Origin of the sequence: Hymenobacter humi, from assembly GCF_042665855.1 — a bacterium.
Lineage (GTDB): Bacteria > Bacteroidota > Bacteroidia > Cytophagales > Hymenobacteraceae > Hymenobacter > Hymenobacter humi.
Window position 1 is genome coordinate 1,262,704 of record NZ_JBHTEK010000001.1, and the last position, 12,119, is coordinate 1,274,822.

Consider the following 12,119-nt stretch of genomic DNA (forward strand, 5'->3'; position numbering starts at 1 on the left):
AGTAGCGTGGACTCTGCGAGTCCGCGCATGGAAGCGTAAGGAAGGGTAGTTCAGGTATCGTTCAGGCGCGGACTCGCAGAGTCCACGCTACGTTACTTCGGTTCGTAGTTCAGGTTGGGCATTAACCACCGCTCCAAATCCGCCAGTTCCATGCCTTTGCGTTGGGCTATGTCGGCCACCTGGTCCTTGCCGATTTTGCCCAGGCCGAAGTAGCGCGAATCGGGGTGCGCGTAGTACATGCCACTCACCGAGGAGGCCGGGTACATGGCCAGGTTTTCGGTGAGCGTGATGCCGGTTTTCTCGCCCGCGTCGAGCAGTTGGAACAAGGTGATTTTCTCGGTGTGGTCGGGGCAGCCGGGGTAGCCCGGGGCCGGGCGCACGCCGCGGTATTTTTCCTGCACGAGGTCCTCGTTGCTGAGGTGCTCGTCGGGCGCGTAGCCCCAGAACTCGCGGCGCACCCGCTCGTGCAGGCGCTCGGCGAAGGCCTCGGCCAGGCGGTCGGCCAGGGCCTTCACCATGATGCTGGAGTAGTCATCGTGGTCGGCGGCAAACTGGTCAAGCAGCTTCTCGATGCCGATGCCGGCCGTGACAGCAAAGCCGCCCATGTAGTCCTGGCGGCCCGAGTCTTTCGGCGCCAGAAAGTCGGAGAAGGCGATGTTGCGGATGCCTGGGCCCTTTTCGCCCTGCTGGCGCAAGGTGAAAAACTCGGTGGCTACCGTGTCGCGGTTGTCGTCGGCGTAGATTTCGATGGTATCGTAATCAACGGTGTTGGCGGGCCAGAAACCGAGCACGGCACGAGCCGTGAGCAGCTTGCCGTCGATGATGCGCTTGAGCATGGCCTGGGCGTCTTCGAAAAGCTTGGTTGCCGCTTCGCCCAGGTTCTCGTCGGTGAGGATGCGCGGGTAGCGGCCTTTCAGCTCCCAGGTGTGGAAGAAGGGCGTCCAGTCGATGTACTCGGCCAGCTCAGCGAGGTCGTAGTCTTCCAGCACTTTCGTGCCCAGGAAGGTGGGTTTGGTGATGCTGGTGTTAGCCCAATCCGACTTGAACCCGTTTTCGCGGGCGGCCTCGATGGTCAGGTAATTCTTGTCGCGCTGGCGGCTGGCGTAGTCGGCGCGCAGGGCGGCGTAGTCGGCGGCTACCGTTTCGGCATAGGCCGCTTCGCCGGAGCCTAGCAGGCCCGCCGCTACGCCCACGCTGCGCGAAGCGTCGTTCACGTGCACCACGGGGCCACTGTAGGCGGGCGCGATTTTCACGGCGGTGTGCAGGCGCGAGGTGGTAGCGCCACCAATGAGCAGGGGCACTTTCATGCCGCGCTTCTGCATGGCCTGGGCCACGTACACCATCTCATCAAGCGAAGGCGTGATGAGGCCGGACAGGCCAATCACGTCCACGTTCTGGGCCTGAGCTTCGTCGAGAATCTTCTCCAGCGGCACCATTACGCCCAGGTCCACGATATCGAAGTTGTTGCAGGCCAGGACCACACCCACAATGTTCTTGCCGATGTCGTGCACGTCGCCCTTCACCGTCGCCATCAGAATTTTGCCAGCCGTCTGGCGGTCCGAGCCTTGCTTGTCGGCCAGCAAATACGGTTCGAGGTAGGCCACCGCTTTCTTCATCACGCGAGCCGACTTCACGACCTGCGGCAGGAACATTTTGCCAGCCCCAAACAGGTCGCCTACCACGTTCATGCCGGCCATCAGCGGGCCTTCAATCACGTCGAGCGGGCGGGCCAGCTCCTGGCGGGCGGCTTCGGTGTCTTCGTCAATGAATTCGGTGATGCCCTTTACCAATGCGTGTGAGAGGCGCTCCTGCACCGGCAGGCTACGCCAGGCATCGGCTACTACTTCGACTTTGCCTTTTTGCTTCACGGTTTCGGCAAATTCCAGCAGGCGCTCGGTGGCGTCGGGGCGTCGGTTGAGCAGCACGTCTTCCACCAGTTCCAGCAGGTCCTTGGGCACTTCGTCGTACACCGCGAGCCTGGTTGGGGTTCACGATGCCCATGTCCAGCCCCGCCCGGATGGCGTGGTAGAGGAAGGCCGCATGCATGGCCTCGCGCACCACCTCGTTGCCGCGGAAGGAAAACGAAATGTTCGACACGCCGCCGCTGGTAAGGGCGCCCGGCAGGTTCTGCTTTATCCAGCGCACGGCCTCGATGAAGTCGATGGCGTAGTTGCGGTGCTCCTCCATGCCGGTGCCGACGATGAGGATGTTGGGGTCGAAAATAATGTCCGAGGCCGGGAAATCGATGCTCATCAGCAGGTCGTAGCTGCGCTGGCAGATTTCCTTGCGGCGCTCCAGCGTGTCGGCCTGGCCTTCCTCATCGAAGGCCATCACGACCATAGCCGCGCCGTACTGGCGCACGGTGCGGGCCCGCTGCAAAAACACCTCCGGCCCTTCTTTCAGCGAAATCGAGTTGACGATGCTCTTGCCCTGCACGCACTTCAGGCCGGCTTCCAGCACGCTCCATTTCGAGGAGTCTATCATCAGCGGCACCCGCGAAATGTCGGGCTCCGAGGCAATCAGGTGCAGGAAGGTGGTCATAGCCTGCTCCGAGTCGAGCATGCCCTCGTCCATGTTGATGTCGAGCACCTGGGCGCCTTCTTCTACCTGTACCCGAGCCACGGCCAGGGCTTCTTCATAAGCACCGGTGCGGATGAGGCGGGCAAAAGCGCGCGAGCCGGTCACGTTGCAGCGCTCGCCCACGTTAACAAACAGGCTTTCGGGCTTGATGGCAAACGGTTCCAGGCCGCTCAGGTGGGTAGCGGGGGGATTTCGGTGGGCAGCGGGCGCGGCTTGTATTGCTCGGCCAGCTTGCTTAGCTCGGCAATGTGCTGCGGCGTGGTGCCGCAGCAGCCGCCCACCACCGTCACGATGCCGTCCTTCAAATAGTCTTCAACCAGCGCCGCGAATTCCTGGGCTGATTCGTCGTAGCCACCAAACGCATTCGGCAAACCGGCATTCGGGTAAGCCGAGATGTGCACGTTGGAAATCCGGCTCAACTCCTCCACGTACTGCTTGAGCCTGGTGCGCGCCGAGGGCGCAGTTCAAACCCACGCTCAGCAGCGGCAGGTGGCTGATGGAGTTCCAGAATGCCTCCACCGTCTGCCCCGAGAGCGTGCGGCCCGAAGCATCGGTGATGGTACCCGAAATCATGAGCGGCACCTGGCGGCCGCCCTCATCAAAGAACTTCTGCACGGCGTAGAGTGCCGCCTTGGCGTTCAGTGTGTCGAAGATGGTTTCGATGAGCAGGGTGTCGACGCCACCGTCTACGAGGCCGCGCACCTGCTCGAGGTAGGCGGTGGCCAACTCATCAAAGGTTACGGCGCGGAAGCCGGGGCGGTTTACGTCGGGCGAGAGCGAGGCGGTGCGGTTGGTGGGGCCCACGGCGCCGGCCACGAAGCGCGGCTTGTCGGGCGTGGAGTACTCGTCGGCGGCTTCGCGGGCCAGGCGGGCCGACTCGTAGTTGAGCTCATATACCACGTGCTCCAGGCCGTAGTCGGCCTGGGCAATGGTGGTGCCGGAGAAGGTGTTGGTTTCCACCATGTCGGCCCCCGCGGCGAAGTACTCGGCGTGGATGCCCTTGATTATATCCGGCCGGGTGAGGCTGAGCAGGTCGTTGTTGCCGCGCAGGGGCTTGGGGTGGTCGGCAAAGCGGGCGCCGCGAAAGTCCTCCTCGGTCAGCGGGTGGCGCTGAATCATGGTGCCCATGGCGCCGTCGAGAATCAGCAGGCGCTGGCGGAGCAGTTCGGGAAGGGGAGAGGGCGCGGCGAGGGTGGCAGTGGACATTTCTTTCGGGTTGAGTAACGGGCAAGCAGCGCGTATCCAGAAAGAAACCCGTACAGTTGAGTACGGTTCCGGCTGTCATCTTCTTTCACCTAAAAACGCGGTGAAACGGGAGTTGGCACCTACTCGCGGTAGGTTGCCAAGACGTCATCGGGCCCGGTCCCTCGGTCTTTCTGGATAGCAGCGTAGGGCGAAGATACAACGCAATGAAAAAATATGGGACAACTGCCACTTCAGGGCTGCTGCTCGCGCTGTTGCCCCGCTCTTGGTTTTAAGGCACCTCCATAGGACGGGGAGCGGTCTGACCTGCACCGATTTATTTAATAGTTGCTTATAGAACAGAACCAATTAGCTCAGGTAAAACATTGTCTCGGTTACTATTGACAACGAGGGCGCTACCGAAGAAAGTGAGGATGAGCTTTTGCTTGTTCGTATTAAAAATGCATATTTATGTCTTAATAATGTCATGTTTAATCTTGTGACAGTTCTTTTTAGCTCAACTAATCTGTAAAGTATTCATTATGCATCAGGCCCTAACCAGTACGTTGACGCTTGTTTGGTATTTTGTTCAAGCCTATGTTCTGGGGTCTTGTCTTTACGCTATTTCTTCGGCTGGTATCTTTCTGTTGTTCTACAACAAAATCAAGCGCCTGTTTACGCGTAGCGATGCCAGTACTACCGGGATAAGTACCAGGTTTGTGCTGCTAATCCCGGCTCATAATGAAGCGCGACTGTTGCCGGGGTTACTGGCCAGCATACAGCGGCTAAAGTATCCGGCAGAGCTATACAAGACCGTGGTAATTGCCGATAACTGCACGGACAACACGGCGGCCATCGCCAAGCGGGCCCGGGGAGTGCTTTGCCTGGAGCGTACAACGCCGGACCGCTCCGACAAGGCGCAGGCGCTGCAATACGCCAGCGGCAAGCTCCCGTTTCAGGGAGATTCTCCGGAAGCTGTGGTTTGCATCATCGACGCAGATTGCGCGCTGGCCGACGACTATTTGCTTGAGCTAGACAAAATGTACTCCCAGCCCGGTGCGGCATCGGTGGTGCAGTCGTTCCGAAGCGTGAGCAACGCGTTCGAGTCGGACGTGACCATCCTCGACGCCGCCGCCGAGGCCTTGCGGCAGTGGGTGCTGCTGGGCACGCGCAAGTTGCTGGGCCAGGGTGCATTTCTACTTGGCTTGGGCTGCTCCATGCGTCAGTCGGTTTTTGACGAGTTGGCGGCCCTGCCGGTAACTTCCCTGGCCGAGGACAAGGAGTGGAAAATACATCTGACCAAAAAACATGCACGTGGCCTACTGCCCCACGGCTCGCCTGAGCTACGAGGTCGTATGCGATGCAAAGGCGTTTCATAAGCAGCGCAAACGGTGGCTTTCGGGCTACTTCCAGTCGCTCAAAATGCACGGCCCGGGCATGCTGCTGCGCGGGATAAAAAATGGCAACCTGTCCCAATTAGACGTCGCCGCCGACCTGCTGCAGCCGCCCCGGTCCATCCTGCTGCTGGCAGCGGTGGTCGTTGGGGGCCTGAGCTTTGCGTTCGAAGAAGTGGCGCTGGTGAACGGATGGGGCTGGCTGGGATTCATTATAGCTTTCGCCCTCTACGGCTCCATTGGTCTGTGGCTGATTGGGGCCCGCCCACGGTCTTATCTGCTGCTGTTTTCCAGCTTTAAGCTCATCGCTACGGTGGCCAGGTCGGCGGGCGCCATTATATTGGGCCAAGGCGTGGAAGACTGGAGCGCCACCCGACAGGAACAGCAGAAGGTATAATGGCCTATTCCGGAACAACGGTGCTCATGTACCACGCGCTGCTGGCCCACCCCGGGCCCAGCCCCCACGCGGTGCATATAGCAGCCCAACTGTTTGAGCAGCAAATGGCGTGGCTTCACGCGCACCGTTACGAAGCCATAACCGTAGCGGAGCTGCACCGGCGGTTGACGGACAGTGAGTTAACGCCCAATACCGTGGTCATCACCTTTGACGATGGCTACCTGTCGTTGCTGACACAGGCGACTCCGGTCTTAAGTAAGTACGGCTTTGCCGCCACCCTCTTTCTGACCACCGGCTTTGTCGGGTTGCCAGAATTTCCGGCCTCATTCGCCGCCGCGGTGCCACCCGGCGACCGGCCGCTGACGTGGGCCGAAGTTCGGGAAATGCACGCTTTGGGCTGGAACATACAAGCGCACAGCTGCACGCACGTACCCCATGCCGGCCTGCCGGCCCAACAGCTGCGGACGGAGCTTGACGAGAGCAAGCGCCTCATCCAAAGCAATCTGGGCGCCGATGTTGCATTCTATGCCTTTCCGTACGGCAGCTACGACCGGCACACACTGCAGGCCCTGCACCACGCCAATTACCGGGCGGGATTTTCCGTGCACAGCGGCCAGGTCACTCCCTACCACGACTTGAAAAGGCTGCCACGCGTGGAAATGAACACCAGTTGCAGCCTGGAAGTCTTCGAAAGCCTGGTCCGCACGGGTCACGTTTCGAGTGCGGCTCAATACCGGGCCTGGGTGCGCGATGGGGTCTTTTATTTTCCTGTTGTCAAAGACACCCTTCAGAAAGTATTTAAGAGTTTGGTTAACTGACGCGGTAGGCCTCACAGCGGCCACGCTGGCCACACGCTGCCCGCCTCAAACACCGCCGGCTCCGGCGGCAGCTCCAGAAACGCCGTGGCGCCCAGCAGCCCGGCCAAATCACCGGACCCGCCCACGCGCAGCGGCGTGGCCAGGCGGCGCCCTTCCGTATCCACAGTCAGGCGCACTGGTACAAAGTGAGCCAGGCGGGGCTTGAAGTTGATGTCGACGGTGAGCACGGCCGGCGCGGGCGCTTCTTGGGCTGCGGTAGTTTCTAAAGCATCTGCTGGCTGCATGCAGGCCCGCAGCCAGGGCCGCACGTAGCGGCAGGCCGTGAGAAAGGTAGAAACCGGGTTGCCGGGCAGGCCGAATACCACGGGCCCTTCCGGCCTCGCGCCAAACCACATGGGCTTGCCGGGCCGCTGGTTTACCTCGTGAAAAATTTCCTCCACCCCAGCTCGCGCAGCAGGCCGGGCAGGTGGTCGGCGCGGCCCTTGCTTACGGCTCCGCTCAGCACCACGGCATCGAAGCCCGCGCCGAGGATGTTTGTCAGGCCCAGGCTTAGCTCTTCCCGGTCGTCGGGCAGGTGAAACAGCGAGACATCGGCTCCCGTCTGGGTGAACAGGGCTTGCAGCGCATACGCATTGGAACGCCGGATTTGGTGCGGCAAAGGCGTTTCAGTGATGCCCACCAGGCTCGTCGCCGGTGCTGATGACGGCGAGGCGCGGGGCGCGCGTTACGGCTATATCGGCGGCGCCTACGGTGGCGGCTACGGCCAGCTCGGCGGGGCCTAAGCGGGTGCCGGGCTTGAGCAGCACGTCGCCTCGGCGTCGGTCAGCCGCCTGGCCGTGGATGTTGACGCCGGGCGCCGAGGGCGGCGGAATCTGGATGGTGGCGCGGTTGTCGGCCAGCAAAATGTCCTCGTAGCGCACCACCACGTCGGTGCCGGGCGGCAAGACAGCGCCGGTCATCACTTCTACCGCGGCGTGCGGGTTCTGCAGCGGCTGGGGCGGGGCACCGGCGTACTGCGTGTGCTCAATTTCGAACTCGGTCTGGCCCGCGGCCCAGGCAGCGTGCACCACCGCTATGCCGTCCATCGCCACCCGGTTGAAGGGCGGAAAGTCGCGGTCAGCCACCAGGTTTTCGGCCAGGATTCGGCCGGCGGCGCGGGGCAGGGGCACGGTTTCGGTGGGGAGCGGGCGGGCGGTGGCCAGCACGCGGGCAAAGGCTTCGGCAACGGTGAGCATAAGGCGCAAGGAAAATGTAGAGACGCATATTTGCGTCTTCGCTGAACGATGTAACGGGCAAACGCCCGGCCGCTGCTCTATTTTGCCAAACAATCGGCGGCGGGAGTTGGCTATTGACACGTCGGCGGCAACAGTTGCTGTGGTACCAGCCATCCGTTCAACGATTAGACGCAAATATGCGTCTCTACGCTCTATGCTAACCAAGAATTTCACCCACGTAAACGCCGCTAACCAGCCCACCATGGTCGATGTGGGGGCCAAGGCACCCACCCGCCGCGTGGCCCGCGCCCGCTGCCGCGTGGTGCTGGGGGCCGAATTGTTGAGCCGCGTGCAGGCCGGCGAAATGCCCTCGCACAAGGGCCCCGTGCTGCACACGGCCATCCTGGCGGGCATTATGGGCGCCAAACGCACCTCCGAGCTCATCCCGCTGTGCCACCCGCTGGGCCTCGACGACTGCAAGGTCACTATCGAGCCCGACGGGCCCGATGCCCTGCGCGTGGAGTGCACGGCGGTAGTCACGGGCCGCACCGGCGTGGAGATGGAAGCCCTGACCGGCGCCACCGTAGCGGCCCTCACCATCTACGACATGTGCAAGGCGTTTTCGCACGACATCACCATCGATAGTGTGCAGCTTGTGGAGAAAACCGGCGGCAAGCTCGACTTCCATCGCGCCGAAAATTTGTAAATTTCACCATGGACAGTCATTTAAGCACAACCGCAAAACGTACCAAACACGCCGCCCTGGCCCGTCCCGATGTGGGCGAATTTGGCCGCCACGAGCCTGGCCATTTTGGGGGCGCCCTGCGGCGATATTCAAGCTCTGGTAGCTCAACTGCTGCCGCACTTGGCGCCCGCCCTGCGCGTCGCTTATGTGGATGCCGACCACGCCGCCGGTGATACTGCCGCCGCTAAAGCAGCTTCAGGCACGGCCACTCGCCCTGTGCCATTTGTAGCCGAAAACGGTCTTTCGGCTGAGTTGGTCGATAAAATCACGTATCGCCAGCTCAACCTGACCCGCGCGCTCGACAGGTTTTCGCAGCCCGAGCCTGCTGGCGCACGAAAGCGTGGTGCTGGTGAACGGCAACCACTTCCGGGCGCGCCAGCAAGTCGTGATTGTAGACCCGCGCAAGCCCCTGGACAAAAAGCTCGACCGTCTCACCGACGTGCGGCTGATTCTGCTAGCCGAAGGCCAAACCGACCTGCCCGCGGTGCTGGCCGAGCATTTGTCCAGCGCCCCGCTGCCGCCCGTGCTGCGCCTGGTCGATACGGCCGGCATCGCCGCCTTCATCCGGCAGTGGTACCTCGTGGCCGCACCCGTGCTGCGGGGCCTCGTGCTGGCCGGTGGCCGCAGCGAGCGCATGCAAACCGATAAAGGCGCGCTCCACTACCACGCCCTCGACCAGCGCCAGCACACGGCCGCGCTGCTCAGCGAGTTTTGCCCCGACGTGCGCGTGTCCGTCCGCCCCGACCAAGCGGCCGACCTGCCCGCCGGCCTCAAGCCGCTGCCCGATACCTTCCTGAACCTCGGCCCGCTGGGCGGCTTGCTGTCCGCGTTCCAGGCCGACCCCAACGCGGCGTGGCTGGTGCTGGCCTGTGACCTGCCCTTTCTTACCCGCCAGACCCTAGAGTTTCTGGTAACCAACCGGCAGCCCGCCCGCGCGGCCACGGCCCTCAAAAGCCCCTGGAACGACTTCCCTGAGCCGCTCGTGACCATCTGGGAGCCGCGCAGCTACGGGCAGCTGCTGCGCTTCCTGAGCCTGGGCTACTCCTGCCCACGCAAGGCCCTGATTAACTCCGATACTGAGTTGCTGGAGCCGCCCGTGCCCGCCGAGCTGCGCAATGTGAATACGCCCGAAGAGCGGGAAGCAGCCGAAAGAGAACTGATTGGGTAACCTGCCAAGAGCCAGTGGCTCCCCTTCGGCTGGCTATAGCCGAGGTGTCAGCCTTGCGCAAGAAATAGCGAACCCCTAACTCCTTGAAAACCTGCCCGACCGTTCTACGGTCGGGCTTTTTTGTGGGCCTTGTATACCTGTTGAGCTAAAAAGGGCGTTTACGGCTCAGTTTGGCACACTTTTCGAAGGAAGCCAGTTCGAGTATATTTTTCACTCTCTATAACTGACATGAAAAAATCTGCATTTCTCGTAGCCTCCCTGCTCGCCACGGCGGCCGTTTCGTCGGCTCAGGCCCAGGACGGCGCTCGTTTTGGTTTCCGCGCTGGTGCCAACTATTCCAACCTGGCCGGCAACATCGAAAACGAAAGCACCTACAATAACAAAGTCGGCTTTTTGGGCGGCGTAATACTCAACCTCCCCGTGACGAGCGACGGCTTCTTCTCGGTGCAGCCCGAGGTGCTGTATTCGCAGAAGGGTTTTGAAAACAAGCCCACCGAATATTCCCGTACGCTGCCGTTGCTCGGCACGCGCACCGAGAAGCGCGAAGGCAATGTCAACTACAACTACCTCGACGTACCGGTGCTGCTGAAAATCAACGCCGGCGGCTTCGTGGCCGAAGCGGGCCCGCAGTATTCGTACCTGCTGAGCTCTAACGACGAAACCAAAACCACCATCACCACCAACGGCAAGTCGGAAACCAGCAGCGCACAAAACAAAAACGACGTGAGTGGCCTCAACCGAAACGAGTTGGGCTACGTGGCCGGCGTGGGCTACCAGGCCGAAAACGGCCTGAGCCTGAACCTGCGCTACAACGGCGCCCTCAGCGACTTGGTGAAATCCGACAACACCACTTACTTCAACGGCGACCTCAAAAATGCCCGCCACTCGGCGTTCCAGCTCTCGTTGGGCTACCTGATTCCGAGCAAGTAAGCCCCATTTGTCATTAATCAGCATTTGTCATGCTGACGAAGGAAGCATCTTATCCCCGCTGAACAAGTCATCCGACGGTGATAAGATGCTTCGCTCCGCTCAGCATGACAGACGGTTAAAATTTCCATAAAAAAGCCCGGCTTCTGCTTAGAGGCCGGGCTTTTTTGTGTTCGAAAAATTGAGCTACGGGTGCGCTGCCACCCACTCGGTGCCGTCTTCGTACTCCTCGCGCTTCCAGATGGTCACTACCTGCTTGAGCGTATCGATGATGTACTGGCAGGCGGCGAAGCTTTCGGCGCGGTGCGGGGTGGCCACCGCCACTACCACGGCCACATCGCCGAGGGCCAGTGTGCCTTTGCGGTGCACCACGGCCACTTTCTGCAGCATGGGCCATCGCTCGACGGCCTGGTCCACCACGTGGCCGAGCCTGGGTCAGCGCCATGCTGTCGTAGGACTCGTAGTGCAGCCGGTGCACGGGGCGCCCGCCCGATTGGTTGCGCACCGTGCCGATGAAGGCGTTGACAGCCCCGGCGGCCTCGGTTTGCACTTCGGCCAGGGCGGCGGCCACATCGATGGGGCGGTCAGTAATGGCGAGGTAGGGCTTCATGCAGTCGCGGGTATTGTAGCGCGGACTTTGTAGTCCGCGTTTGTCTGGGGAAGGTGGCGTGGGGGCGCAGACTGCAAAGTCCGCGCTACATCACCCGCCAGCGACGGGCGGAATGAGGGCAATTTCATCGACGGTGTGCAGCGGCTGGTCGTCGGACGCATACTCGTTGTTCACGGCCACGGCGCAGCTGCGCAGCTCGCCTAGGGCGGGGTACTGCTTGCGCATTTCGGCCAGCAGCTCGCCCACCGTGGCGGGCGCGGGAGCCGGCAGCTCAATTACCGACGTGCCCACGATGTCGCGGGTGATGCCGAATAAACAGACTTTTAAAGACATATCTTCGACGTAAATTTTCGAAATGAAAAATGATGCTGGGACTGCTGGCCCCAGTCTTGAACACCTTCCGGGCAATGGGGGTTTAGCGCAAGTCGGCTGTCTTACGTACAGCCGCACAAATTTGGTGATAAACGTGCAGCCTACTCTTTCCCTTCCGGCCACCCCCGTGGTTTCGCCCCTCTACGACCAGCACGGCCGGCCGCTGGAATACCTGCGCCTGGCCGTTACGGACCGCTGCAACCTGCGCTGCTTCTACTGCATGCCCGAAGAAGGCATCAAGTACATGCCCAAGCACGACTTGCTGAGCTACGAGGAAATGCTGCGCCTCACTGGCCTGCTGGCCACGCTGGGCGTGCGCAAAGTGCGCCTGACCGGCGGCGAGCCCTTCGTGCGGCGCGACCTGGTGCCCTTCATGGAGCGCCTGGCCCAGCTGCCCGGCATCGATGACATCAGTCTGACCACCAATGGCGTGCTCACTGCGCCCCACGTGCCCGCCCTGGCCCACCTGGGCGTGAAAGCCGTGAACCTCAGCCTCGATACCCTGAACCGCACCCGCTTCGCCAGCATCACGCGGCGCGACGAGCCTGCCGCGCGTGATGGAAACGTTCTACGCCTTGCTCGACGCCGGCATCCAGGTGAAAATCAACGCCGTGGTGATGGACGGCCAGAACATCGACGACCTGATTCCCCTGGCCGACCTCAGCCGCACGCTGCCCATAGATGTGCGCTTCATTGAGGAGATGCCCTTCAA

At 61.7% G+C, this 12,119-nt stretch carries 12 protein-coding genes, 2 pseudogenes and 1 riboswitch; of the genes and pseudogenes, 7 read left to right on the forward strand and 7 right to left on the reverse strand.

Going from position 1 to position 12,119, the window contains the following annotated elements:
* Window positions 1–92 precede the first annotated feature (92 nt).
* Window positions 93–3,786, reverse strand: a pseudogene (metH, locus tag ACFQT0_RS07190) (methionine synthase).
* A 72-nt stretch (window positions 3,787–3,858) separates the two neighbouring features.
* Window positions 3,859–3,967: riboswitch (SAM riboswitch) on the reverse strand.
* Window positions 3,968–4,304: 337 nt separating this feature from the next.
* Between metH and ACFQT0_RS07195 the strand changes: the two are divergent.
* Genes ACFQT0_RS07195 through ACFQT0_RS07205 form a run of 3 tightly spaced genes read left to right on the forward strand, consistent with a single transcriptional unit; the run spans window position 4,305 to window position 6,371 of the window.
* On the forward strand, window positions 4,305–5,141 hold the full coding sequence (locus ACFQT0_RS07195) for a glycosyltransferase family 2 protein (protein ID WP_380201589.1): 837 nt from the start codon (window positions 4,305–4,307) through the stop codon (window positions 5,139–5,141).
* A gap of 43 nt (window positions 5,142–5,184) precedes the next feature.
* The gene (locus ACFQT0_RS07200; RefSeq protein ID WP_380201591.1) at window positions 5,185–5,553 is read left to right on the forward strand and encodes a hypothetical protein; all 369 of its coding nucleotides are present in this window, start codon (window positions 5,185–5,187) and stop codon (window positions 5,551–5,553) included.
* 26 nt (window positions 5,554–5,579) lie between these two features.
* Entirely contained in the window at window positions 5,580–6,371 is a 792-nt protein-coding gene (locus ACFQT0_RS07205; RefSeq protein WP_380205938.1) for a polysaccharide deacetylase family protein, read from the forward strand.
* 11 nt (window positions 6,372–6,382) lie between these two features.
* On the opposite strand, the gene ACFQT0_RS07210 is transcribed toward ACFQT0_RS07205, so the two are convergent.
* From ACFQT0_RS07210 to ACFQT0_RS07220, 3 genes are read right to left on the reverse strand one after another with little or no spacing between them, the layout of a single operon-like run.
* Complete coding sequence (locus ACFQT0_RS07210) at window positions 6,383–6,811, reverse strand: hypothetical protein (RefSeq protein WP_380201593.1); 429 nt, start codon at window positions 6,809–6,811, stop codon at window positions 6,383–6,385.
* Complete coding sequence (locus ACFQT0_RS07215) at window positions 6,787–7,050, reverse strand: molybdopterin-binding protein (protein WP_380201595.1); 264 nt, start codon at window positions 7,048–7,050, stop codon at window positions 6,787–6,789. The genes ACFQT0_RS07210 and ACFQT0_RS07215 overlap by 25 nt, the downstream gene beginning before the upstream one ends.
* Window positions 7,037–7,606, reverse strand: a complete 570-nt coding sequence (locus ACFQT0_RS07220) for a hypothetical protein (RefSeq protein WP_380201597.1) — start codon at window positions 7,604–7,606, stop codon at window positions 7,037–7,039. Before ACFQT0_RS07220 ends, ACFQT0_RS07215 begins: the two co-directional genes overlap by 14 nt.
* A 193-nt stretch (window positions 7,607–7,799) precedes the next feature.
* On the opposite strand from ACFQT0_RS07220, the gene moaC reads away from it, so the two are divergent.
* The 3 genes from moaC to ACFQT0_RS07235 all read left to right on the forward strand — a co-directional run bounded on the left by moaC (window position 7,800) and on the right by ACFQT0_RS07235 (window position 10,428).
* Entirely contained in the window at window positions 7,800–8,291 is a 492-nt protein-coding gene (gene moaC / locus ACFQT0_RS07225; protein WP_380201599.1) for a cyclic pyranopterin monophosphate synthase MoaC, read from the forward strand.
* 379 nt (window positions 8,292–8,670) lie between these two features.
* Window positions 8,671–9,498 carry an NTP transferase domain-containing protein gene (locus ACFQT0_RS07230; RefSeq protein WP_380201600.1) on the forward strand — a complete coding sequence of 276 codons (828 nt, stop codon included), beginning with the start codon at window positions 8,671–8,673 and terminating at the stop codon, window positions 9,496–9,498.
* Between the two features lie 228 nt (window positions 9,499–9,726).
* A complete protein-coding gene (locus tag ACFQT0_RS07235; RefSeq protein WP_380201601.1) occupies window positions 9,727–10,428 on the forward strand; it encodes a porin family protein in 702 nt (233 codons plus the stop codon).
* A 183-nt stretch (window positions 10,429–10,611) separates the two neighbouring features.
* On the opposite strand, the gene ACFQT0_RS07240 is transcribed toward ACFQT0_RS07235, so the two are convergent.
* The 3 genes and pseudogenes from ACFQT0_RS07240 to ACFQT0_RS07250 all read right to left on the reverse strand — a co-directional run bounded on the left by ACFQT0_RS07240 (window position 10,612) and on the right by ACFQT0_RS07250 (window position 11,368).
* Window positions 10,612–10,842 carry a molybdenum cofactor biosynthesis protein MoaE gene (locus tag ACFQT0_RS07240; RefSeq protein ID WP_380201603.1) on the reverse strand — a complete coding sequence of 77 codons (231 nt, stop codon included), beginning with the start codon at window positions 10,840–10,842 and terminating at the stop codon, window positions 10,612–10,614.
* Window positions 10,843–10,915: 73 nt separating this feature from the next.
* Window positions 10,916–11,035, reverse strand: a pseudogene (locus ACFQT0_RS07245) (molybdenum cofactor biosynthesis protein MoaE); the annotation flags it as partial.
* 90 nt (window positions 11,036–11,125) lie between these two features.
* Window positions 11,126–11,368: a MoaD/ThiS family protein gene (locus ACFQT0_RS07250; RefSeq protein ID WP_380201605.1), complete on the reverse strand. Its 243-nt coding sequence runs from the start codon at window positions 11,366–11,368 to the stop codon at window positions 11,126–11,128.
* A gap of 124 nt (window positions 11,369–11,492) precedes the next feature.
* Between ACFQT0_RS07250 and ACFQT0_RS07255 the strand changes: the two genes are divergently transcribed.
* On the forward strand, window positions 11,493–12,104 hold the full coding sequence (locus ACFQT0_RS07255; protein ID WP_380201607.1) for a radical SAM protein: 612 nt from the start codon (window positions 11,493–11,495) through the stop codon (window positions 12,102–12,104).
* Window positions 12,105–12,119: the final 15 nt, after the last annotated feature.

Excerpts from the sequence above, each read along its gene's own strand:
- ACFQT0_RS07195 (WP_380201589.1), top strand. The coding sequence starts at position 4,305 with ATGCATCAGGCCCTAACCAGTACGTTGACGCTTGTTTGGTATTTTGTT.
- ACFQT0_RS07200 (WP_380201591.1), top strand. The coding sequence starts at position 5,185 with ATGCACGGCCCGGGCATGCTGCTGCGCGGGATAAAAAATGGCAACCTG.
- ACFQT0_RS07205 (WP_380205938.1), top strand. The coding sequence starts at position 5,580 with ATGTACCACGCGCTGCTGGCCCACCCCGGGCCCAGCCCCCACGCGGTG.
- ACFQT0_RS07220 (WP_380201597.1), bottom strand. The coding sequence starts at position 7,606 with ATGCTCACCGTTGCCGAAGCCTTTGCCCGCGTGCTGGCCACCGCCCGC.
- moaC (WP_380201599.1), top strand. The coding sequence starts at position 7,800 with ATGCTAACCAAGAATTTCACCCACGTAAACGCCGCTAACCAGCCCACC.
- ACFQT0_RS07235 (WP_380201601.1), top strand. The coding sequence starts at position 9,727 with ATGAAAAAATCTGCATTTCTCGTAGCCTCCCTGCTCGCCACGGCGGCC.
- ACFQT0_RS07250 (WP_380201605.1), bottom strand. The coding sequence starts at position 11,368 with ATGTCTTTAAAAGTCTGTTTATTCGGCATCACCCGCGACATCGTGGGC.